This window comes from Dyella tabacisoli, from assembly GCF_003350925.1.
Taxonomy (GTDB): Bacteria; Pseudomonadota; Gammaproteobacteria; order Xanthomonadales; family Rhodanobacteraceae; genus Dyella_C; species Dyella_C tabacisoli.
The window spans coordinates 85127-107511 of record NZ_KZ857176.1; the positions used below are offsets into that span (position 1 = coordinate 85127).

22 protein-coding genes are annotated in these 22385 nt (G+C 58.6%); 16 read left to right on the top strand and 6 right to left on the bottom strand.

What is annotated here, in order from left to right; all coding sequences use genetic code 11:
* The first annotated feature begins 223 nt into the window (after positions 1 to 223).
* The gene (locus tag DVJ77_RS10105; RefSeq protein ID WP_162791448.1) at positions 224 to 3214 is read left to right on the top strand and encodes a sensor histidine kinase; all 2991 of its coding nucleotides are present in this window, start codon (positions 224 to 226) and stop codon (positions 3212 to 3214) included.
* 118 nt (positions 3215 to 3332) lie between these two features.
* Here the strand turns inward: DVJ77_RS10105 and DVJ77_RS10110 are convergent, their stop codons facing one another.
* Positions 3333 to 3851: a Dps family protein gene (locus tag DVJ77_RS10110; protein ID WP_114845395.1), complete on the bottom strand. Its 519-nt coding sequence runs from the start codon at positions 3849 to 3851 to the stop codon at positions 3333 to 3335.
* A gap of 516 nt (positions 3852 to 4367) precedes the next feature.
* Here DVJ77_RS10110 and DVJ77_RS10115 point away from each other — a divergent pair.
* The 8 genes from DVJ77_RS10115 (at position 4368) to DVJ77_RS10160 (ending at position 10133) form a co-directional block, all read left to right on the top strand.
* Positions 4368 to 5075, top strand: a complete 708-nt coding sequence (locus DVJ77_RS10115; protein ID WP_225427934.1) for a helix-turn-helix domain-containing protein — start codon at positions 4368 to 4370, stop codon at positions 5073 to 5075.
* 84 nt (positions 5076 to 5159) lie between these two features.
* Positions 5160 to 5537 (top strand): TraR/DksA family transcriptional regulator, encoded by a 378-nt coding sequence (locus DVJ77_RS10120; RefSeq protein ID WP_114845396.1) that lies wholly within the window; start codon positions 5160 to 5162, stop codon positions 5535 to 5537.
* 995 nt (positions 5538 to 6532) lie between these two features.
* Positions 6533 to 7078, top strand: coding sequence for a hypothetical protein (locus DVJ77_RS10135; RefSeq protein ID WP_114845398.1), 546 nt, complete (start codon positions 6533 to 6535; stop codon positions 7076 to 7078).
* 113 nt (positions 7079 to 7191) lie between these two features.
* A complete protein-coding gene (locus DVJ77_RS10140; protein WP_114845399.1) occupies positions 7192 to 7662 on the top strand; it encodes a hypothetical protein in 471 nt (156 codons plus the stop codon).
* Positions 7663 to 8185: 523 nt separating this feature from the next.
* Positions 8186 to 9274, top strand: a complete 1089-nt coding sequence (locus DVJ77_RS10145; protein ID WP_162791449.1) for a hypothetical protein — start codon at positions 8186 to 8188, stop codon at positions 9272 to 9274.
* A gap of 75 nt (positions 9275 to 9349) precedes the next feature.
* A complete protein-coding gene (locus DVJ77_RS10150; protein WP_162791450.1) occupies positions 9350 to 9538 on the top strand; it encodes a DUF4262 domain-containing protein in 189 nt (62 codons plus the stop codon).
* Between the two features lie 68 nt (positions 9539 to 9606).
* Complete coding sequence (locus DVJ77_RS10155) at positions 9607 to 9885, top strand: hypothetical protein (protein ID WP_114845402.1); 279 nt, start codon at positions 9607 to 9609, stop codon at positions 9883 to 9885.
* Positions 9882 to 10133, top strand: a complete 252-nt coding sequence (locus tag DVJ77_RS10160) for a hypothetical protein (RefSeq protein WP_114845403.1) — start codon at positions 9882 to 9884, stop codon at positions 10131 to 10133. Before DVJ77_RS10155 ends, DVJ77_RS10160 begins: the two co-directional genes overlap by 4 nt.
* 403 nt (positions 10134 to 10536) lie before the next feature.
* Here the strand turns inward: DVJ77_RS10160 and DVJ77_RS10165 are convergent, their stop codons facing one another.
* Positions 10537 to 11187: a Vgb family protein gene (locus DVJ77_RS10165; RefSeq protein WP_114845404.1), complete on the bottom strand. Its 651-nt coding sequence runs from the start codon at positions 11185 to 11187 to the stop codon at positions 10537 to 10539.
* Positions 11188 to 11196: 9 nt separating this feature from the next.
* Entirely contained in the window at positions 11197 to 12417 is a 1221-nt protein-coding gene (locus tag DVJ77_RS10170) for a helix-turn-helix domain-containing protein (RefSeq protein ID WP_114845405.1), read from the bottom strand.
* Positions 12418 to 12510: 93 nt separating this feature from the next.
* Here DVJ77_RS10170 and DVJ77_RS10175 point away from each other — a divergent pair, with 93 nt between their 5' ends.
* Both DVJ77_RS10175 and DVJ77_RS10180 read left to right on the top strand, forming a co-directional pair.
* Positions 12511 to 13275 carry a DUF899 domain-containing protein gene (locus DVJ77_RS10175; protein WP_114845406.1) on the top strand — a complete coding sequence of 255 codons (765 nt, stop codon included), beginning with the start codon at positions 12511 to 12513 and terminating at the stop codon, positions 13273 to 13275.
* 8 nt (positions 13276 to 13283) lie between these two features.
* On the top strand, positions 13284 to 14120 hold the full coding sequence (locus tag DVJ77_RS10180) for a DUF2182 domain-containing protein (protein ID WP_114845407.1): 837 nt from the start codon (positions 13284 to 13286) through the stop codon (positions 14118 to 14120).
* 37 nt (positions 14121 to 14157) lie between these two features.
* On the opposite strand, the gene DVJ77_RS10185 is transcribed toward DVJ77_RS10180, so the two are convergent.
* Both DVJ77_RS10185 and DVJ77_RS10190 read right to left on the bottom strand, forming a co-directional pair.
* Positions 14158 to 15273, bottom strand: a complete 1116-nt coding sequence (locus tag DVJ77_RS10185; protein ID WP_225427935.1) for a helix-turn-helix domain-containing protein — start codon at positions 15271 to 15273, stop codon at positions 14158 to 14160.
* A 180-nt stretch (positions 15274 to 15453) separates the two neighbouring features.
* Positions 15454 to 16380 (bottom strand): alpha/beta fold hydrolase, encoded by a 927-nt coding sequence (locus DVJ77_RS10190; protein WP_114845408.1) that lies wholly within the window; start codon positions 16378 to 16380, stop codon positions 15454 to 15456.
* A 288-nt stretch (positions 16381 to 16668) separates the two neighbouring features.
* On the opposite strand from DVJ77_RS10190, the gene DVJ77_RS10195 reads away from it, so the two are divergent.
* The 3 genes from DVJ77_RS10195 to DVJ77_RS10205 are packed head-to-tail and all read left to right on the top strand — an operon-like array spanning position 16669 to position 18610.
* Positions 16669 to 17241 (top strand): cytochrome b, encoded by a 573-nt coding sequence (locus DVJ77_RS10195; protein ID WP_114845409.1) that lies wholly within the window; start codon positions 16669 to 16671, stop codon positions 17239 to 17241.
* A 48-nt stretch (positions 17242 to 17289) separates the two neighbouring features.
* Complete coding sequence (locus tag DVJ77_RS10200) at positions 17290 to 17844, top strand: sigma-70 family RNA polymerase sigma factor (RefSeq protein ID WP_225427936.1); 555 nt, start codon at positions 17290 to 17292, stop codon at positions 17842 to 17844.
* The gene (locus DVJ77_RS10205; protein WP_114845410.1) at positions 17834 to 18610 is read left to right on the top strand and encodes an anti-sigma factor family protein; all 777 of its coding nucleotides are present in this window, start codon (positions 17834 to 17836) and stop codon (positions 18608 to 18610) included. Before DVJ77_RS10200 ends, DVJ77_RS10205 begins: the two co-directional genes overlap by 11 nt.
* Positions 18611 to 18662: 52 nt before the next feature.
* Here the strand turns inward: DVJ77_RS10205 and DVJ77_RS10210 are convergent, their stop codons facing one another.
* Complete coding sequence (locus DVJ77_RS10210; protein WP_114845411.1) at positions 18663 to 19628, bottom strand: alpha/beta fold hydrolase; 966 nt, start codon at positions 19626 to 19628, stop codon at positions 18663 to 18665.
* Positions 19629 to 19814: 186 nt separating this feature from the next.
* Between DVJ77_RS10210 and DVJ77_RS10215 the strand changes: the two genes are divergently transcribed.
* Together DVJ77_RS10215 and DVJ77_RS21100 are read left to right on the top strand one after the other, a co-directional pair.
* Complete coding sequence (locus DVJ77_RS10215; protein WP_114845412.1) at positions 19815 to 20693, top strand: LysR substrate-binding domain-containing protein; 879 nt, start codon at positions 19815 to 19817, stop codon at positions 20691 to 20693.
* A 450-nt stretch (positions 20694 to 21143) separates the two neighbouring features.
* Positions 21144 to 22376: a hypothetical protein gene (locus tag DVJ77_RS21100; RefSeq protein ID WP_162791452.1), complete on the top strand. Its 1233-nt coding sequence runs from the start codon at positions 21144 to 21146 to the stop codon at positions 22374 to 22376.
* Positions 22377 to 22385 lie beyond the last annotated feature (9 nt).

Sequence of the window (22385 nt, forward strand, 5' to 3'; positions counted from 1 at the left end):
CTTCTCTCCGCAGCAAACGGCGAACACAGCATCGTAAATGGATACCTTTAGCTTATGCGGGCATAAGCGCCCTTTGGCGATGCTGTCCGCTTTTGACTTGCCTAAACACCTCCCGTGGTTTCGTCCGCGCGGTGGCTTGGTCAGGCATCTGGCGAAAGCGACCATGGCGATGGCGTGCCTTCTTGTATCGGCCATGCCGGGGCACGCGCAGGTAGCCGCTCATGTGGCTTCTCTGAAGGATTTCAGTCATACCGCATGGACGCAGAGAGAGAATGCTCCGCCTGACGTATGGGCGTTGGCGCAGACTGCCGATGGCTGGCTTTGGCTGGGGACACCTACCGGGCTGTACCGTTTCGATGGTGTCAGCTTTGAGCGCTACGACTTTGCGAACGATAGCGGCCAAACGTCTTCGTCGGTGGGATCGCTGCTTGGAGCAACCTCGGGCGATCTGTTTATTGCCTCTACGACGAGCGGGACAAGCGTGTGTCACCTCGCACGTACGCACGATTGCGCCTCCATTCCAGGCATCCCCGTGGGCGAGGCGGTATCCGATTTCGCAGAGGATGGCGACGGCCGGGTCTGGGCGCTCACGGCGAACGGCCTCTACGTTCTGCAAGACGGTCTGTGGAGCGTGGCCAACAAACATTGGGGGCTCCCCGATGGTGCCGCACAGTTGACGCGGGACCCCGCGGGTGATCTTTGGGCGGCGGCTGTCGACGGTGTGTACGTCTTGAAGAAGGGCGCTCGCCGCTTCGAGCGAAGCGATATCGCACCGCTGACTCCAGGCAGCAGCATCTTCACCGCGCCCGATGGGGCCTTGTGGAAGCACCGGGAGGGTGGGTTCACGCAAATTCGCGCTCCAGCCATGCCTTCCATTCCCATCAGTGACGAGGGTAGGAACTGGCAGCGGGGTGCCCCCATTCTGTTCGACCGCAAGGGTGGCTTCTGGTCCGTCGCGTGTGTCGACGTCGGCATTTGCCATGACGGCGCGCCCGGACATTCGGCGCCGTCCTTGGACGATAAAACGCTGAGTGCGGATACCTTCAAGCTATCCGACGGCTTGTCGTCCGGCGCCCCCATGACCCTCCTGGAGGATCGCGAGGGTAATGTTTGGGTGGGTACCAAACTAGGCATCGATCGGTTTCGACCCAATAACGTCATTCAAGTAGCGCTGCCCGGTTCTCCCGTCTATTTTGCATTGAGCCCCGATGTGAATGGAGCCATGTGGGTCGGTACGGCAAGCATGAGCAATACGCTGGATCGTTGGTGGCATTTGAATCCTGCACCTGCGGCGTTCGCTGGATTCTCGGGCGACGCCACCGCGCTATTTCGCGACAGCGACGGCAGCATTTTTCTTGGGGGACAAGACGGATTCTGGCACTTCGCGAAAGGGCGCTTCCAGGCCTTGACGGTGCCGTCCGATCAGAAGGGAAAGCGGTTCCAGTCTATCGCGCGTGATGGAGCAGGGCGTCTCTGGGTCGCGTTTCGCGGGTCGCCGATTTACCGTGTCGATGGCGATACCTGGATACCAAAGGGCAGCCTGCGGGAGCTGCCCGACACGACGCCAGCGCGAGTCGTAGCGGATACGCGGGGTCGGTTGTGGCTCGGCTACAACGACAATCGCCTGGTTATTTTGGATGGCGATGCTGTCCATCTATACGGAGCCGGTGCAGGCCTGGACACAGGTTCGGTGACCGCCATCCTGCCGGAACCCACGCCATTGATGGGAGGGGAGCGTGGCTTGGCCAGCTTCGATGGCCGTCGTTTCCATACGCTCAAGGCCGAGCGGCCGGACGTATTGAGCGGCATCACCGGTTTGGTGACCGCAAAGGATGGTTCTCTCTGGGTGAATGGCATCAAGGGTGCCGTCCGCATCCGTGCTGAGCATTTGGCGCGGGCATTGAAGGACCCGGCCTTTTCGATGCCTGTCGATGTGTTTGACATGGAGGACGGCATGCCCGGCGGCGCGCAGCAGGTTCGACCGTTACCCACCGCCGTCGAAGGAACGGATGGAAAGATATGGTTGGCGGCATCCACTGGGCTGGCTTGGATCGATCCGTCCCACATCACGCGCGATACGCGCCCACCCAGGATCGTCATCCGATCGGTCGTAACGGACAAGCAAACCTACGATGCCGAAAAAGGCTTGCGCCTGCCCGCGCGAACCACGGCGCTCAGGTTGACGTACTCGGCACTCAGTCTTGCCATTCCCGAGCGCGTCAAGTTTCGTTATCGTCTTGAAGGCACTTCCGGTGGATGGGAGGAGGCAGGCTCCCGGCGTGAGGCCACGTATACCAATCTTGGGCCAGGCACTTATCGCTTTCGCGTTATCGCGCGAAATGGCGATGGCCCATGGAGTGCTGGCGACACCGACTTCGTTTTCTTGATCGAGCCGACCCTGTACCAGACCCTCTGGTTCAAGGCTTCAATCGGCGTGCTTGTCGCGCTGCTGCTTTTCGTTATGCATCGATTCCGTCTGCGGAAAATGGCGGCGCATATTCGAGGCCGTCTCGAAGAGCGGCTGCGTGAGCGCGAACGCATTGCCCGTGAGCTTCACGATACCCTGATTCAGGATTTCCAAGCGCTCATTTTGCACATGCACACGCTTGCCAAGAGCACGAAGAGTGCGGACGAAAATCTGAAGACATTGGACAAACTTACCGATATGGCAGAACGCGCACTCATTGAAGCGCGGGACCGGGTGACGGACTTGCGGGCAAGCGTGGATGAGCGCCTGGATATGGCAACCGCATTGCAGCTTGATGCGGAATCCATGCGTGCCATGCGACACATGGATATTGCGGTAACCATCCACGGCGAGGTGCGGGAGCTGCATACCGTGGCCTGCGAGGAAATTCACGCGGTAGGCAAGGAGGCGCTGCTCAATGCGTTCAAGCATGCGAACGCCAGCGAGGTGTCCATCCATATCGTGTACCGCACCTATGCTTTCATTCTGTACATACGCGATAACGGCAGCGGTATAAATATGAGCACTGTCGGCAAGAAGGTGAGTGAGGGTCACTACGGCTTGCTTGGCATGCGTGAGCGCGCGGCCAGGTTGAACGGCTCGCTTCGCCTGTCGAATCTGGACCCCAGCGGCACCGAAGTAAGACTTCGGGTGCCCGGCCCCGTCGCGTACGGGTCCGGGCGCTCGCGGTGGCGATGGTTGGTCGGTATGGCCGTGCGCCGCGCTCGCGATGGATTCCCCCCATAGGATCTGCATTGACCGCTCGTGTTCGCACCACGAGCGGTATCACCGCAACGGTCGAGAATCTGCCGACCTGGCTCTGCCGGGCATGCTCTCCGCTTGCCGTCAGGCGAAGGGGATGCGCTTAGGAGGCGCGTCCCGATTCGAATAGAAACCATACGCGCCGCTCGGCTTCATCGATCCAGTTTTCAAGCGCGCTGGTCGTGGCTACATCGTTGTATTCGCCGCATAGCGCATGCGTCTCTCGCATGAAGGCGGCTATCCGACCGTTGTCTTCGCGAAGTTCAGCGAGCATGTCCGATGGCGTCACAAAGTCCGCATCGTTGTCCGACAATCGCTGCAAGCGGGCGAGATGGCCCGTCGATCTGAGCGTCGTTCCGCCTAGCTTTCGCACGCGTTCGGCAATGGGATCAAAGGTGGCGTAGATCTGATCGGATTGCTCGTCCAGCAGCAAGTGGTAGTCCCTGAAATTGGGACCCGACATGTGCCAATGGAAGTTCTTTGTCTTCATGTAGAGAGCAAAGAAATCAGCCAGAAGGCCGTTGAGCTCGGCGGAAATATCCCGGCGGGCCTCGGGCCCAAGAGAGTTCGGTGTCGTGAGTTTTGCCTTTTGCCGCTGCTTGGCTTCACTTGTATCCGTCATGTCAAATCACCTTTTGGAAGTAAGAGGGTGGCGTAGGACACCCCGTGGGGCGTGGCATTCTGTAGGTTGGATTGGGCAGCGTCTTGTAGATATGGCGTCTATTTTTTGTGCTTTGAGCCGATGCGAGAAGCTTGGCTGAGCGTGCTGCACTTACCCGTCGGGGATGCCGTGCTCACTCAACTAGGGGGTGCAAATGCACTCTATTTGGGGATACGCAATCCATCTCGCTTGGAGCACCATGCTTCAAGCTGCATGCAGCGGGCCTCGCAAGAAATGAGCTGAGCAAGTTCGCGATAGCTCATGGTCGGTCTGTCGATGTCCACGACGGCCAGGCATTACGTGTTGAGGAGGACTTCAGCATTGCCGGCAAGCGTGGGCACGTCTGGGTGAGACGTGGAAAAAATCAATGAGACGTCAACTGCATTCGCTGACTTGGTATTGAGATGGTGCCGTGTCTGAAGTGGTTGACGCCACGGCGTGAGAGTTACCGCTTCCTTGAAACTTGGAGACGGCTTCATGTGCATTCATTTCGCACATATTGACGGCGATCTGATTGAACACTTAGATCATTTGCAAACGCTGCCACGTCGATCTGACTTGGTGCCGCCAGATGATCCTCGCACTACCGTTGCTCCTGAGGCTGCGTCGCTATGGTTGGAGCAAGAGAACCCAGTGCGGATGGATCGCGTCGGTCATTCCTTGAGGGATGCATGGAAGACGGTTTGCGAACACCAAGAACACTTGGCGGACGGCGTGCTGCACTATCTCAAGCTAGCCATCGAAGCCTATGTTGAAGTGCGATCAGGCGAACGAGCCCAGGCGTCGCCCCTCCGTGGCGGGCTGGCACCTTGGCAGGCCAAGTTAGCCAAGCGTCTCATCCTCGATCAAATGGAAGCCAGCATTTCGACCAGTTCGCTCGCCAAAGCATGCAACCTGTCGCGAGGTCATTTCACGCGCATGTTCAAGCAGTCGGTCGGTCTCCCTCCACATCGTTGGCTGCAGGAGCGCCGTATCGAAAGGGCCAAGGAGCTACTGGCCAGAAACGACTGCAGTCTGGCGGACGTTGCCGTGAAATGCGGATTCACCGATCAGGCGCATTTCTCGCGTGTGTTCAAGGTAATGACTGACTGCACGCCTTTTAGCTGGCGCCGGATTGCGCATTCAGCCACGGCCATCAGCTCAAGGCATGCAACTGAAGAGGTATCGCAGCCGGCTTATAAATAGCGGGCGCGTTTTATAGAGGACATGGTGCCCGGAGATCGGGCAATAGGCGATGGCAAGCCGGTATCTAGAGCAAAGAGAGGTTTTATGAGTGGCTCGACAAAAAATATCTTGAGCAGCACGTTTATCGAAGCTCAACGCGTACGCTTGATTGCGCTTCGATCCCAATTGATACGGGCTGGAGACGCCGCTGGCGCGGAAGAACGCGTACTTCAAGACTCTGCGGGAGGGGAGGCTGGAGACATGGAAGATGGCGCGGAAAGGTTTGCCATCCAAGAGAACGACGAAGCGTTATTTCACAGGAACGTTCGACGACTGAGTGATGTTCGGCGAGCACTGGAGAAAATCGACGAAGGTACCTATGGTACTTCCGATGCAAGCGGTAGCGTCATTCCCAAGTCGCGGCTTGAAGCTGTCCCCGAAGCCATTTACACGGTAGGCGAAGAACGCCTCGATGAGCGCTAGCCATAGCGCTATAACCCATATCGAGTTCATGCCGCGCGCGGCGATCTTCCGACGACATCTTCAGTCAATCGGCAACGAATGCCTTTTGACCTTCTACCCACTCAATCTCTGTAGATAGCGTGCAGTGACCCGGTGGCTCTTTGGCGTCCCCATTATCGACGGGACAGTTCAATGCAGCCATTCTGCCGTCAATCACCCATTCCAGGCATCCGGGGTCATGCGTTACAGTTTCCAGGACTCAAATAGGGGACGACACTAAGATTACATTCCGCAAATTCGCGATCGGCCATCAACGGCTCGGTCCGGCGGACAACGCGGACACTCCGCCGATAAGGGTGGCGGAGTGTCCGTTGCCTCTGCGTTAGGTAATTCAAGGAGGTGCCTTATGTGGTATGTCTTCGGCTTTACCGCGCTGATAATCGTCATTATTGCTGTCCGCTCGAAAAGAACGGCAGCCAGACTGGCTAGACTCGCCGAAGCGCGTAACGAATACGACAAGAACGTATACGCCCTTGGAACAGTGGCTGCGCGCGCGCAATGCAAGCATGAGTTCATCCAGCTAGGACAAACGGGAGTCCCAGGGGTTATCACGTTGACTACGAGATGGTGCCGCGTCTGTGGAGAAGACTTGGGGTCTGCAAAACTCAAGCGGTCCATCTTCGGGAGTCATTGGGAGTAACGCAGAATTTCGGGGTGGCGTTTAGTGGTCTTATACCCGTGAATGAATGTCACGACTTGCCGCTACCGAAAGGGCAGTTCGAAGGCTTGCGCAGACTGCCGGGAGCGGACCTGGATCGAGGATCTGCGCAAGCAGGGTAGCCGCGTCGAAGCGATCACACCGGACGCCGATTCCCTCGCTGCCTTGGGCATGAACCAGATAGATCCGGTGACCCGCATCCCCTCCGCGTACCTGATCGGACGCGGTTGCTGCTGATCATGATGGAATCGTTCGGCTGTTAACATCTTTCCATCTAGGAGGTTGGGCAAGGGAAGCGATGAAGATTCGGACAGCAGCATGTGCAGTTTTGTCTTTGGTGTGCCTCCCGACCATGGCGTGGTGCAAACAGTCAACGGCCGGGCTTCCGATCGCTGTGGAGGCCATCGGCATCGAGAAGTCAGACCATCGTTTCTATCTGGATATGCGCGTCTGGAATTGTTCCAGTAAGGAACTGACCATGGATATCGTGAATCTTCCCTGGGGTGGAATGCTTGCCAATCGGCTACTCATCTATCAAGCCTATTCCGGCGAAACGATGCAGGCTCAATACCCCATCGAAGACTTCCCGGAGACGTTGTACGTTATCCCGGGAGGCGGATATGTTTCGGGCCAAATCGACCTTGGAAGCTATTTTCCGGGTCTGCTCAAAGTAAAAGAGCCCCGCAACTGGGTGATTTTCTGGTTGTACCAGCCGTTCGGTTCAAAAGGTGTTCCGGTCGGCAGGAGGTTCGGCGGAATGATCCCCCTTGACCCTGCTCCGTCAGCTTCGCCGGGCACAGACGCTTGTCACGCGGAGGTTTCCAGGCATGGAGCCCATCAATGATGGTCATGTATCTGTTTTACCCCTGGTGGACATAACTTGAACTCAAAAATGCCTCGTCAGCTAGTGACATTTGAGCAGCGCTGGAAAGATGCAATTCGGCTAAGGGGGCTGGCATGGGCTTGGTAAATTCGTTTCTTCGAGTCATCGCGGCGGGTGCCATTGCGGTGGCCCTGTTGTGCGTACCCGAGTGGGGGCTTGCGTCAACCAATGGTCATGGCCTCGTAGTGGGGCGACTCACCGACAATCAATGCCCCAACAATCTGGGCATTTACGCGCCAAAGAAGAAAGGCGACGATTCGGTAGATTCAGATGATTGCATTCTTGCTTTTACTGATCTCGGGGAAACGGGCGCGGTGATGCTGCTGAATGGCGTCGCCGTTCCCTTTCGGGTGATCCAGAAAAGTACCCGCTATTCGAAAGTGCGTTACGACCTTGCCGACAGCGCCGGCAACGCGAAAGTGTTCTTGGACGTCACCATGGATTGCCCTGAGGGAGTTGAGGGTTGCGACTACAGCGGATCTCTCACCATGGAGTCTTCCGGGGCAAGCTCCCGAATTCATATTGTTTACTACAGAGGCGGTTAGTGTTCGCGTCGAAGCGGATACTCCACAAAGGGCGCGGGTCGTAATCCAATGCGAACAAGCACAACTAAGCGCCCAACCGATCATATCTGTTGGCTTGGCCGCGTTAGGTGCGTCCATCCTTTACTCCGATAAGCAGTCTTCGACTGGCTGGATCGCGCTCGTTCTCGGTGGACTTTTGGCTTTGTCTCTGGTTGTCGCTTCACGACGGAGAAAATAAGTACGAGTGGTCCTCCCGATTTCTCGGACGGTTTAATTAGGCACCTTGCTTTAGGGTGTCCGAGGTATCTGGGGTGGTCCACTCTGACCCTTTAGCTAGCTCATCAAGCTTGCGAGCCTGGGCGGCGCCACTAAACGAAAACGCGATTGGCAATGAGTGTGCGGGTGAACAGGCATCTCGCTGGATGTCTGTCTTTGTCGGTTGCACCAAAGCACGTCTGCCTGAGTTGCCTCTTTCAGGCCATAGCCCTTGCGAGCTATAAGACGTAAGCCACGAAAACACTTTGATTGTGGCCCTGGGGGGCTGATGTCTGTTTTAGTCAAGAACCGTTTCATATTCGTCTGCCTCGCGGCATTTGCATGTGGCAGTAACATCCAGGCCGGCGATGCTTCACACCAGACGGAGCCAGCTCGCCCAGGGCAGGTGAGCTTCATCTCACAAGCGATCTTCGCCGATGGCCTCTTGTGGCTACGATCAGATTCGGGGGAGCTATCGACGATCGCCCCTGATGCGGACGAGCGTGTCCTGCAGCCGATACCAGAGCCGGTATTGAGTATTTGTAAGTCGCAGGGCCGCATCTTGGCTTTGACCGAGCATTCCAATAATGCCCTTGCACTGCGTTTGAGATCAGATGGCGAATGGCTTGAGAAGGCTTCCGTTGCGTCAAGAGATGAATCTCTTACTGCCATGGTCTGTGCCGATGATGCCGTCTATCTGGTGACGGACAAACATGTGGTGACCCTTGATGTCGCAGGGCATGTTCGTTCGAAGCCGCTCCTGGGCGAGCCGCCGCATGGTCCGGTCAGTTCGAGTTATGCCGACCAGGCATCCGTCTATGTCGGCATCAATGCAGGAGAGTGGGGCGGTGGTCTTTTTCGAATCGATGTGGCATCGGGCCAATCGATTCACATCGACTTGGGTGGCAAGGAGCAATCCTGTCAAAAGGCGAAGAATCCCGTTTGCGGCCCTGTGACCGGCATCGCCGCCATGCCAGGAAAGCCTGGCTGCATTGCTGTTTCAGTTGGGTTGGTACACTTTATGACGAGCGGGGGCATTGCCGAACTTTGTGGCGACTACGCCTCCCGCTTCTACGTGCAAGGTTTCACTTCGTCCTTATGGGCTTCGCTGGCTAAGCGACAGTCCGAAAAAGGTTCGCTTGAAACCGTCGCCTTCTTCGGAGTGGTTGCGGATAACGACAAACTACTGGGCGTCGCCGTTGGGCATGTTTATGCTTTTGACGGTCATGGCAAGGCAACCGAGAACGAACTGCCAAGCATGAAGCTAGTAGGCGGCATCCGCGTGAGTTTTTCTCATGCCGGCCTGGTATTTGTCATGACTGATATCAATCAAAGGCGTTCGGTGAGTGGTCCTGTACCCATGATCGTGACACGCTAGCTCATAGCGGTTGACATGGACGCCCGCCACCCAGAACAGACGCTTAAGATAACGTTCAAATCGAGACTAGAGAACATGGATGCAGCCGAGAAGAAGCGTCTGGACGACATCGAAAAGCATGGCTGTCATGTTATTCAGGTGCTCGCTGAAGATGACTGCCCTCCTTTCAGCTACTCGGTCGGCATCGAACAATCATCTGGGTATCCAGAGGTCATTATCATTGGCCTTAAGAGAGAGTTGGCGCATATCATGGTCAACGAGTAGTGCGCCAGAGTGCGGGCTGGAGAGGGCTTCCATGCGGGGCGGAACTGAGTTTTTTCGACGGAGGGACAATGGAACAAAAATCTGAGCGGTATCTAAAAGCTGAGTCAAGGAGGGCGGCCTTTCTGTTTGTCATCTTTTGCCTATGGTGCCCAATCTATCTGATCGTAGTTAGACCGATCATCAATGCTGCAATCGCCGCTCAGATATCGTCGTATCCGGCAATGCTTCATCTGATACCTATTATCGCGCCCATCGTGTTGATCGCGTTGATGATGATCCCGTTCATGCCTCCCAAGAACGACGTGCCTGCAAAGCTTCGCTCAACATCGACAGGGAAAGAGAAATGACTTTGGAAAGCTTTATTGCTGGTCTCACGATATCGCTTGTAGGTTTCGCGCTGATGTATTCCTACGTCTACTACGTCAAGCGCAAGCTGGGGGTTCACATCAATGTGATCGCTTCGGTCATGTACAACGCAAACACCGATGGCATGTCCTCTGCCGTGCGAACCATCGAATCATTCATGAGGGTTCCGAAATATCTCGGTATTCTCATGGTGGTGTTAGGTCCGATCATGATGTTCAATCCCCGCTAATTGCCATTCTGCGTACTTGCGATCGCGAAGAGATGGACTACATGGCATCAGGATCATCGAGCTTCGCTGCAAGTATTAGGGTTCTATCGGCATCCTCGGGCGACGGTTGATCAGGTCGTGGTTGATGAGCGTTCGCGAGTGCTTCTTGTCGGCTGCAGAGTGTCAGTTTTTGACTTGTAGCAGACATCCGCACAACGGATTCGCTTTAACAACAGCTATCATATCGATTCGGACGCTACGCCCGAGAGTCTGCAAGATGATGTCAACGAAATGCTGGACCACGCCGTAGGCTGGGGTGAGCGTGAGCGAACCCCAGCAAGACACTGGCGATATTGGTCGGGTTCGCGGCGTTGGGGTTCGCTTTGCTCACCCCAACCTACCGGTCACCCCAACCTTGCTACTGCTAGGGGGTCTCAGAGCCCCGCTTAGGTCGCCGAACGACTCTCACCTTTCCGCTGTTGCCGCCGCCGCAGAAGAACTGGTCGCCGCCATCGGATTCGAGCCCTGACACACCGACACCGGATGGCATCTCAAGCCTCTCCAGGACTTCTCCCGTTCGAGGGTCGATGCGCCTCAACTCGCTCTCATCGCCTTCCCAGGTGCCGTGCCAAAGCTCTCCGTCGGTCCAGGTAACGCCGGTGACAAAGCGGTTGGATTCGATGGTGCGAAGAATCGCTCCGGTTTGCGGATCGACTTGATGGATCTTGCGGTCCCGATACTGGCCGACCCAGAGTGTCCCTTCGGCCCATGCGAGCCCCGAGTCACCGCCGTCGCCAGGCGCCGGGATCGTGGCGAGCACGTGGCCGGTGTTCGGATCGATCTTTTGGATGCGGTTCTCGGCGATCTGAAACAGGTGCTGGCCGTCGAAGGCGGTTCCCGCATGCGCGGGGACATCTATCGCGCGCAGCTTCTTTCCGCTGGTGGGATCGAGGGCATTCAGTGTGTCGCCGCCGGCAAACCAGACTTGCTGACCGTCATAGGTGACCCCGCCCACGTTGTCGATACCTGGAAAAGGCCCGTACTCACGGATGATGTTGGCTGTTGAGGTTTTCATGCATCCATCCTAGTCACTGGGTAATGGAGTGGGGAGTAACAAGGTCGTCGTGAATCCCGGTACGGGCGGGGTCATCCAACGACGAGCGCGCCCACGACCAAACGATTGCACCTTGCCTGCGGCCATCAGCGAGTCGAGCGCCCGTTGTACCGTGCGCTGGCTGGCTCCAAGCGCCAGTGCCAGGGCCGAGCTCGCCCACGACTCGCCGTCGGCGAGTACGGCGAGTACGGCGGCATGTTTCTCATCGACGGGCCGGGCCAGCACGACGACTTCGTCTGCGCGGCGCGGCACCAGCGTAAAACCTCGTTTGGTCGCATTCACCTCGGCCACCGTCCGCAGCACGGCGCGAAGCCGGCCGATTTCGACGCGCAACCGCGCGCGATGCGATTCATCGGCGTGCTTCGCTCGGAAGGCCCGTGCGATGAGCGTGTCCCTCGGCACGTCTGCGGGCCACGCTTCGCCCAACGCGCTTGCAAGCGTGAACAGTACCGGACGCCTCGCGAGGGAGACCAGTGTGCCTGCGTCGCACACGAGATGGCGGCACGCGTCCACGACGAGCGTGCGGGATGCCAGTAACGCTTCAACCTCCTTGAGCAGGATGAGCCGCTGCTCGCCACGCGCCATCAAGCGCGCCGCGGGCGTGTTCAGTACGAGAGATGCGCTTTCGACCTCGGCTGTCAGCGCGGCAATGCCTGCGTGGCGCGCGGCGCGCTCGGCGCGGGCGAGTGCGGCGAGCGCTTTCTTCGCCTGGAGTCGTCGCATCGCGATTCCCGCCACGATCAGTTCGTGAACGACTCGCGACGCGGGCGGGGTGGGCGCGGGGGCCAGCTCGGCGAGCATGTGCTCGGCCTCGTCGAGTCGCCCGATCAGCAGGAGCCGGCGGATCTCAAGATACCGCGCATGTGCTGCATTCACCTGGTCGCCGTGCTTTGCAAGCGTGGCCCGCGCTGCATCGAGCGCTTTCGCAGGCCAGCCCAGGTCGCGCGAGACGAGTGCAATCTCGGCCTCGGCGACGACGCAGCGCGCGCGGGCCACCGCTTCTTTCGGACCGAAGGCACGTGCTGCACTTCGGAGCAGAGCTTTCGCCCGCACGAAATCACCGAGCTGCGCCATGGCGATGCCGCGAAGCGCGAGCGCTGGCGCGTCGCCGCGCAAAGCCACCCGATTCAGCGCGCCGAGAGGGTCACCCGTCGCGAGCGCACGCGCCGCAGCCGTGATTAGCGAGTCCATCGGAATCCCGCCACACTTGTCACTCCCACCAATCCGTCGCCCGGTTGCAGTCTATCTCACCATCACCAACCAGCACGTCAGGAGCAAAGGGCTATGACCACACATATGACCGGGACACGTGAAGAATGGCTGGCGGCGCGGATCGAGCTGCTCCAGGCCGAGAAGGAGCTTACGCGGCGCAGTGACGAGCTGGCACGGCAGCGGCAGGCGTTGCCGTGGGTTCGGGTCGACAAGGCGTATCGATTCGAGACCGACGAAGGGAGCGCCTCGCTGGCCGACCTCTTCCAAGGGCGTTCGCAACTTCTCGTCTATCACTTCATGTTCGGGCCTGATTACAAGGCGGGGTGTCCCTCGTGCTCGGCGATTGCCGATGGGTTCGACGGCTTTGTCGTCCACTTGGCGAATCATGACGTCACACTGTCGGCGGTATCGCGGGCACCGCTGGCGAAGCTGCAAACGTACAAGCAACGGATGGGCTGGACGTTTCCCTGGGCATCCTCGTACGGCAGCGATTTCAACTTCGACTTCAACATCGCCTTCACTGAGCAGCAGCAGCGCGAGGGGCTTGTCGAATACAACTACGAGCGTAGCGGTCACGCGATGGACGCGGCACAGATCCCGGAACCTGTCACCCAGTTCGCGGCCACATGCGGAACCGATGCGGCGACGTTCACACGCGATATGCCGGGCTTGAGCACGTTCGTGCTTGATGGCGGCGTCATCTACCACACGTATTCGACCTATGCGCGTGGGTTGGACGGCATCTGGGGCATGTACCAGTGGCTCGACCGCGCGCCCAAGGGGCGCAACGAGGTGGGTTTCTGGTGGAAGCGCCACGACGAGTACGGCAAGGGCTGAGCCGGGTCATGGGCGACATTAGCGCAGCCGCAGAACGGGAACTCTGTGGGCGCATGGCTGCCGGGCGGTCATCGCAGTACGCGTTTTTGGGCGTCTCGGCGCTGCTCTTTGTCGTCAGCGCGGCGGTAACGATGGTCTGTTGCGCGTCGATGTCGGCGATGGGCGAGATGCCAATGCCTGGCGGCTGGACCATGTCGATGGCGTGGATGCGAATGCCCGGACAGACATGGCCCGCCGCTGCGGCGTCGTTCCTTGGCATGTGGGTCGTGATGATGGTGGCGATGATGCTGCCGTCCTTGATCCCCATACTTTGGCGCTATCGCCAGGCCGTCGGCAGGACCGGCGAGATGCGCCTCGATCGGCTGACCGCGTTGGTGGGCGCGGGTTACTTTTTGGTTTGGACGGTGTTCGGAATAGCCGTCTTTCCGTTGGGTGTCGTGCTGGCGGCGATCGAGATGCAATGGCCGGCGCTGGCGCGCGCTGTACCGATCGCGGTTGGCGTGGTGGTGCTGATCGCCGGGGCGTTGCAGTTCACTGCGTGGAAGGCGCATCACCTGGCCTATTGCCGAGAGGCACCAGGGCGCGGTGATAGCTTGCCAGCGACCGCCGGCGCGGCCTGGCGCTTCGGCCTGCGCATAGGCATTCACTGCAGCTACGGTTGTGCCGGCCTGACGGCGATCCTTCTGGTCATCGGGGTCATGGACCTGCGCGCGATGGCCGTCGTGACGGCAGCCATCACCGTGGAACGTCTCGCACCGGCCGGTGAGTACGTCGCGCGAGTCATCGGGGGCGTCATGGTCGGGGCCGGGTTGTTGCTGATCGCGCTGGCAGCCGGGCTCGGATAACGCATCCATAAGACCGTAAAACGGTTGCGCCAAGCGGTCAGCCGCGCAACCACTCCAGGCCCAGGGATCTGAACTCCTGCGGCGCCATGCCATAGGCTCTACGGAAGGCTCGGGTAAAGTCGGAGGCGTAGCTAAAGCCCCAGCGATAGGCAATTTGCGCCACCGTCATCGGTGTCGAGCGGACCAGCTCATCTGCTGCCTCGCGTAGCCGGCAGTGACGAATGTAGGCGCTGAGGCCGCCTTCATGTTCGAACATTCGGTACAGCGTGGGGCGCGCCAAGGGAAATGCGCTCAGGATGTTGTCGGGAGAAAGCTCCTCCCGGTGGAGATTCGATTGTATGTAGTGTTTGATCCGCCCCAGCATGACGGCACGAGCCGCTGCGCGTGCGCCGTCGCTCAAGCGCGCCTGTCTGCCATAAGCGGCCAGGATCAGTTGGGCACAGTTGTGCAAGGTATTTTCAATATCCGCTTCAGGCATCGTGGGCAGTTCACGGCAAAGCGCGACGAGCTGTTCGCGAATCAGGTGCGTCAACGGCGAGGTGTAGGCGATCACCCGGCCGTGAATCGACTCCGCCTGCGGGATCACCGACTCCACCATCGGGCGCGGCAAAAAGAACGCCAGCACGCGAGCTCGCGTGGGACGTTCCATGCGCATGGACTGATTCATGTCCAACGCCAGAATGCCAGGCACGAACTGAGCCGATTTTCGGTGCGGGAAGGGTCCCGTCACGGTTTCGGCAATGCCTTCGATGACCACATGAAAAACGTAATCGCGCATGTTGTCGGTGGAAATGCGCGCAGGGGTGCGTGCCTGGGACACCGGATCGGTACGGCTGTCCAGATAAATCATGTCCTTCAGCACATAGGTATCGATTTCTCCCCGGAATCCGCTCGCAACCTGGGCGCGCGATACCGGTACGTCGAGTATTCGCCCGACATAATCGCTCCAGGCCAGCATCTGCAGGTTGGCCGCTTCATTCATCACGGTAAATTGCTGCCGCATCACCGAGGGGGCGGGGGATGTGGCATCGATGGCCGCGGGCGGATAGGCATATCGCTTCTGGCGCGAAGCGATAGCCTGCCTGACAGCTTCGGTATAAGCGTTCGCCATGTTCGGTGTCGGTGCCAGGGTGTTCTCCGGGGTCTCGGGCATTGTTTAAGGTATTTGTACTCGGCCATCTCAACCGGGGGTGGCCTGTCACGATGCCGGGCCGGGTGGATTCCTTTATCCAGGATTATCGCCGCCAGGATGTTGGAGCCTTAACCATGCGTCTCACTTTTAAAAAAATCAATCTTGAATGTCGTTCCGGCGCCACGTGCCGACATCGGAGCGCTATGGGGGCGTCATTGGCTTGCCGTCGATGAAGCTGCGTATGGCGTTAATCGTGATGGTGGGAGCTTCTTCCATCAGCCAGTGACCTGCAGCGGGAACCACCAGCCCGGTGACGTTGGTGGCGGCATTGCGCATCACGACCGCTTCGTTTGTCCCGAAGGACTTTTCGCCGCCGATAGCAAGAACAGGCATCGGCAATTTCTTCGTCATCGATATCTTGTTGTCTTCTGCGTCCTGGCGAATGGATCGGAACTGGGCAAAGGCCGAATGCATGGCCCCCGGTCTGGCATAAAGCGCGGCATAGTGCTGGCGGCTGGCTTCATCGATCTTGGACGGATCGCCGGCAAACTCATTCCAGAAGCGGTCGAGGTAAATACGCTCCCGGCCTGCCACCAGGCGCTCTGCATCAGGGCCGCCAAAATCGAAGTGCCACAGGGCTGGTAAGCGAACGATTTGATCCCACGGTGGAATGCCCGGTACCGGCGCATCCATCACGACCAACCGATCTGTTTTGTCGGGATAGCGGGCGGCATATGCATAAGCGACCATGGTGCCTATGTCATGGCCGACGACCACGGCATGATCGATGCCCAACTGCGTCAGTACCGAGCGAATATCGCCCGCCTGGGTCTTTTTGTCGTAACCGCTATCAGGATGTGAAGAAAGGCCCATGCCGCGCAGGTCGGGCACGACGACCGTATGATCGTGCGCCAGATCGGCGGCCAGGGGCGCCCACATATCACCCGTATCGCCAAAGCCATGGAGCAGCACCACGGCGGGACCTTTGCCGCCGACGCGGACATGAAGCGTTGCCGCATCCGTTTGTATGTCCTGCGTTCGGAAAGAAGGCGGAAACGGTGTTACCTGGGCCGACACTGGGAAGCTAATCATCGCGGCCAATAACATGCTGAGTACGAGACGGGTCATGAGCTTGACTCCTGAGTGAGATATCGCCGAAGGAGTGTGGCGGGTAAAGCGCTATATGCGATCCCCCGAAAGGGGGTGAAAAGTGCGAATCAGCCGCGCCTCCAGAGACAACGCCTGCGTTTGCGAACAAGGCCTTGCGTGCCATGAAACGAATCAACTCGGTCGAATGAATCGAGCCAGTGGCCGACCTGTCAGGTTTTTACGGAAAGGGCGGGAATAAACCCCGGCCCGGATAGATCTTACCTGTCGTAGGCACCCCTCCTGGGCCGCATTCGATAGGTTCTCGCCATGTCCACGTCTGCATCAGCGTCTTACTCGGCACCATCCTCGTCACCTGCGTCTTATACGAAGGTGGCCGTTGCCATGCACTGGCTTATCGCGCTGCTGATTTTTCTTAACGTCAGCGTGGGTATCTATATGGAGAGCTTTCCTAAAAATACCCCCGGCCGCGATGCGGCGCTGTTTTATCACGCCTCTATCGGCAGCCTGATTTTCATGCTGGCGGTGTTTCGCCTGTTTTGGCGAGCTACGCATAAGCCGCCCGCCTTGCCCGCCAATATCCCTTCGTGGCAGCAAATGGCCGCGCATACGCTGCATTGGGTGTTGTACTCGCTGATGTTGCTGGTTCCGCTTACCGGCTATATGCATCGCATGGCTGGGGGGCATCCGGTCAGCTTCTTCGGGCTGGGCTATCTGCCGGTTCTTATCGGCAAGGACGAGCCGCTGCGCTTACTCACCGATACCCTGCACGTGTGCCTGGTCTGGGTGCTATGCATTCTTGTGGTCGGTCATATAGGTGCCGCCCTGAAGCACCGGTTTATCGACCGCGACGGTGTTATCCAGCGTATGTTGCGGGTATAACCGATGCGATGGACTATAGGCGTGAGCTGATATGAGAGTGCGCCGCACGTGAGCCCGACAGGCAGCCATGCATTTGTCGACGATCTGGCATTGCGCCATCTCGACGCTGCGTACAATCTCGGCCGCTGGTTGCTCGGTAATGAGCAGGACGCCGCCGATGCCGTACATGACGCCTACCTGCGCGCCGCGCGTGCTTCGGACAGCTATGCGGGTGGCAATGCGCGTGCGTGGTGGTTGGCTATCGTGCGCAACTGTTGCCTTGCCCGCTTGGCCATACGCAACAAAGAAAAACGCAATGTTGCGATCGATCAGCATCCGCTCACCGCCGAACACTGGATGCCGCATACGGATGCGGACGATGTCGAGGATCGCATCGATAGCGCAAAGCGGCAGCGCTTGATTACGCAGCATTTGCAAAACCTGCCGGATCATTTCCGCGAGGTGCTTATCCTGCGTGAGATCGAGGAATTGTCCTATCGCGAAATCGCCGACCTGCTGCAAACCCCCATCGGTACCGTGATGTCGCGTCTGGCACGCGGACGTGCGTTGCTGCAAAAGGCACTGGCCGATAACGTCACCATGCAGGCCCCTTATGGACTGTAAAACAGCCAATGATTTGTTACCGCTGTACTTCGATGGCGAGCTGGACCGTACGACCAGCCGTGAATTCGAAACGCATCTCGATGCATGCGTCGATTGCCGCGCCGCCTTGATCGAACTCGACGCGCTTCGCCAGGCATTGCGCGAGCACGCGCCGCGCTACAGCGCACCGGAAACATTGCGTGCGCGCATTCAAAAGACCGCCGCAACGATGACGGCAGGCACATCTTCACGGCGAAGGCCATCCCGCGGGCTGGCACTGGCCGCATCATGGGTGCTCGCGTTTGCTGCGGGCGGCGCCATGATGACCCTATGGAACCACGCATCGAGTTCTGTCGATGAATCGTCGCAACTGAGCCGCGACCTGTTTGCCAGCCATTGGCGGGCACTTGCGGCAACATCGCCCATCGACGTCGTGTCCACCGACCAGCACACCGTCAAGCCCTGGTTCGCCGGAAAGGTCGCCACGGCACCCGTCGTGCAGGATTTTTCCGACCAAGGGTATGCGCTTATCGGCGGACGTATCGACTATGCCGGCAACGAGCGGGTGCCGGTACTGGTCTATCGCCACGGCAAACATCTGATCGATGTGTTCGTGCTGCCCCAAGCTATCAAGCCGGACACCATGCCGGTCATCGACAAGCCCATCCAGTCGCAGGGCTATGTGCTCGATGTCGTCATGCTCGGTGGGCAACGCGCTGCGATTGTTTCGGATATGGGGTCGGCCGAGCTTGAGCGATTCAGGGGCTTGTTAAGTGCACTGAGATGAGAACGGTACGCGAAATCCGTTGCTTTTAAGCGCAGCCCCTTTCCATCTGGAATCATTTGTCCCCGACTTGAGTTGGGAGTAACGCTGCATGGTGCTTGCTTAAGAATCCGCCAACCAATTCAGCGACCTCATCGGGCATGTCGAGCGTGGCGAAATGGGTCGAGTCAAGGATATGCACTTCGGCTTGGGGGGCGTCACGCAAATACGCGAACGCCCCTGGCATGGTGAAGAACTGATCGCGCTTGCCCCAGAGCACCAGCACAGGCACCTTCATTTTGCGTAACGCAGCTTGCCACGCCGGGTAGTGCTGCACATTGGTTCCGTAGTCGAACCAAAGATCATTACGCGCTTCGATCACGCCTGGACGCTGTATTGCCGCGATCATCAGCAGCGTCGCGTCGGGGCCGGCATGATCTTCGTCCTCCCAGCCGGAGGCTTGCGGGTAGGTCATCGATCGGGCGTAGCCGGCGCGTCGTTGGTCAAGGGCAGGGTTACGCGTCGTCCAATGGCGCCGCAGCTCTCCCTTTGGATCTTGCGCAGAAGGGAAGCCATCGAGGTGGATAACGCCGTTTTGTACGATGATCGCCGCGATGGCCTGCGGATTTGCGCTGATAAGGCGAAACCCCACCGGCACGCCGTAATCTTGCATGTACAGGCTGTATCGCGAGATGCCGCGCGCCTTCAGAAAATCGGCGACGGTCTGCGCCACATGGTCGAAGGTATAGCGATAAGCCTCGTGGCTGGGCGCATCGGAATATCCAAATGACGGATAGTCGACCGCAATCACATGCAGCCGCTGGTGCGCCACCAGATTTTCCATGACCTGTACGTACATGATGGAAGAGAGCGGGTTGCCGTGCAAAAAGACCACGGTCGGATCGGCAGGGTTTCCCGCTTCACGATAGAACAGGTGTAAGCCATCAACCTCTTGCCAGCCCTGGTGAAGCGCGGCTGCTCGGGTAGTAGTAGCGGCTGCGCAAAAAGCAACCAAGCCTAAGAGGAGAGAAAACAGTTTCATGATGACTCCGATAAAGCGGTCGAACTTCGCTGGCCCGAACGAGGTTTTAAGAGAAGCTCGGGCAGAGGAAGAGGTAAAGCTGCTTATGCCGGCCTTCCGGCATGGGCGTTAGTATTCGATCGCGGGCAACGGTCGTGAAGTGATGGTTTCTCACAGCACGATGAATGCCATTCATAGGATGTACTCATGCGTTACGTATTACCGCCCATGCACACCTTGCGCACCTTTGAGGCGCTGAGCCGGTTGCGAAACTTTACGGTCGCGGCGGCTGAGCTGCATCTGACCGCAAGCGCGGTGAGCCACCAGATTCGGGCGATTGAATCGTTCTATGCGACGAAGCTGTTTCAGCGGAATCGGCGCGATGTCGCGCTGACTCCTGCAGGTGAAAAGCTGTTGGAGGTGATCCAACACTTTCTTCAGCAGCTATCTTCGGTTGGCGAGGCATTGCGGTCGCGCGATACGAATCGCCTGTACGTGACTGCGCCGCCCTCGCTGGTGAGCCGCTGGCTGATGCCGCGACTGGGCGGCTTTCTCAGTGCACACCCGGAGGTCGACTTTAAATTGCATGCGACTCAGTCCCTGCTCGACCTTGACGTAGAGAAGGTCGATTTTGCCATTCGTTATGGCGATGGTCGTTGGCCTGGTTTGCACGGCGTAAAGCTTTTCGACGAACTGATTTTCCCGGTGGCATCGCCTGATTACATAGCGCGCGCGAAGCTGCGCAAACCTGCGGACCTGAAGGGCTGCGTGCTGCTGCGTGATGATTTTCAATCATGGGAGCGCTGGTGTGAGCAGACCGGGGGCGTGGTGGATAAGTCTGGCTGGGGTCCGGTGGTCAGCGACTCGGCGCTGCTGCTACAGGCGGCCGAGGCCGGCCATGGGGTTGCACTGGGTCGAAGTGTGTTGGTCGCCGATGCGATAGCGGCTGGCGCACTGGTGAAGATAGGTGGGCGAGCGATAGCGGCGCCGGGGGCGTACTACCTGGTATCGCCTGCGCGCCATGCGGATTCAAAACCAGCGAAAGCCTTTCGACTTTGGTTGGCGGAAACGGCCCAACGCGGCTGAGACGGGTAGCCATGCTTGGGCGGTGTTCCGCAAAATATCGCGAAGAATCCTATTTATTTCAGTTGATATATCTATGGATGCTGTTATTTGATCGATGCTTTTGACACCCCGATAACATTTATAAGCTCTATTTCGATGCCAGATATCAGGAGCGTCTGGCGAGGGGGGTGGTCACTTCACACAGGCAGCACTGAAAAGGTGCATCCTGTTGTCGGCTGACCACTGATGAAGTCTGTGGCTCAGTTCTGATTGGATGCAGTGACCGTCATCGAGATCATTTAATATCGCGCTGATCTGCCATATTGAGATCGATATTTTCGTCATATCCATACCAACCCGAAAGGGGGCATTATGTTTACGTCGAAGGTCGCAAAGTCAGAGGCGAAGGCTACTTCAGCTTTCGCAAACCGCGTAGAACGCAAGAGTTCGAGTCTGACGGCGCATAGTCCTATGCGCCAACAGCTATCGCCCATCGGCAATCAGGCGCCGTCGCAGCTTCCATCACATCGAGAGCACGCGGCAGCGGCCGATTCATCGTGGCGTTTTGCCGATATCCCGGTATCTCCTCCTGCAACTCGCGCCGATACACCGCGGCCGCAACCAGACTCGTTCGCCGCCGCCAGAGCGAGCGTCTGCAGTGATGGCATCGATTTAAAAGGGAATGGACAGGATCTCACCGATCAGGTGAGCCCCGACGCTGGCGTGCCGGCACCTCCTGACGCGGGTGCGCCGGCAGCTCGCGATGCCGGTACGCCTGCGCAAGTGCCTCCCGACGCGGGTGTGGCGCCTGCTGTGCCCCAGACACCGCCCGCCGGGTCTGGCGCACCAGCCGCGCCCGGCACAGCTCCTCCGACTCCGGCGGCAGTCACGAGCGTCACGTTTGGAACAGTCAATTCGCCCACCACACCAGCCGGCGTGATTGCGCGAATTCCGCCGCGAATCGACCAATCCATTGCGGCCACGGTGACTGGCACAGGTAGCGTGGTTATCTCCGTCGATGGTGCATCGGCGACGAATGGAACGGCAACGCTCAATGGCGCGGCAACGGCAACTCTCGCGGCTACGGGTGTGGTCGCCTTGCGTGGTACGACGCAGACCGCAGTAGGCTCCGCCGGTAACCTCAAACTGGTGGCCAAAGTCGGCGGCACGACGGTCGGGACGAGCAATGCATTCACGATTTGCGCTATTCCGACGACGGTAACGATCAGCCCTGGCAGCCTTATCACCGGTACCGAGCGTGGCATCGAAGCGATAACCAGCAACAACTCCGATAGCGGTGTGGTTGCCGATCTCGACATGGTCCAGATGTCGGAGAAGGTTCAGTATGTGGGTGGAACCGGCTGTTTCGCCGGCATTACGAGTGGGAGCAATTCCGGCTTCCTTCCGGCAAATGTTTCGCCGCATGGCACGGACCATCACGGTACGCCCGTATCGCGGATTACCGGTGCGGGTGCCATCGACTCTCGCCAATTGTTTGTCTTCAACGATACCCGTTCTGGCGCTACCAACGTTGTAGTAACAAACAGCGGCTTCAATATCCATCGGGAAGTGACCGCGACGGCTGCTGGATCCGGGACCAGCCTCTCGATCACGACCTCGAAGACTGGCGTGGCGACAACCGTAAGCAGCGTCTCGGCCAGCGCGGGCAGTGGAAGTGCATCCTCTGGCGCGCAGGCGGTATGACAATGTGCA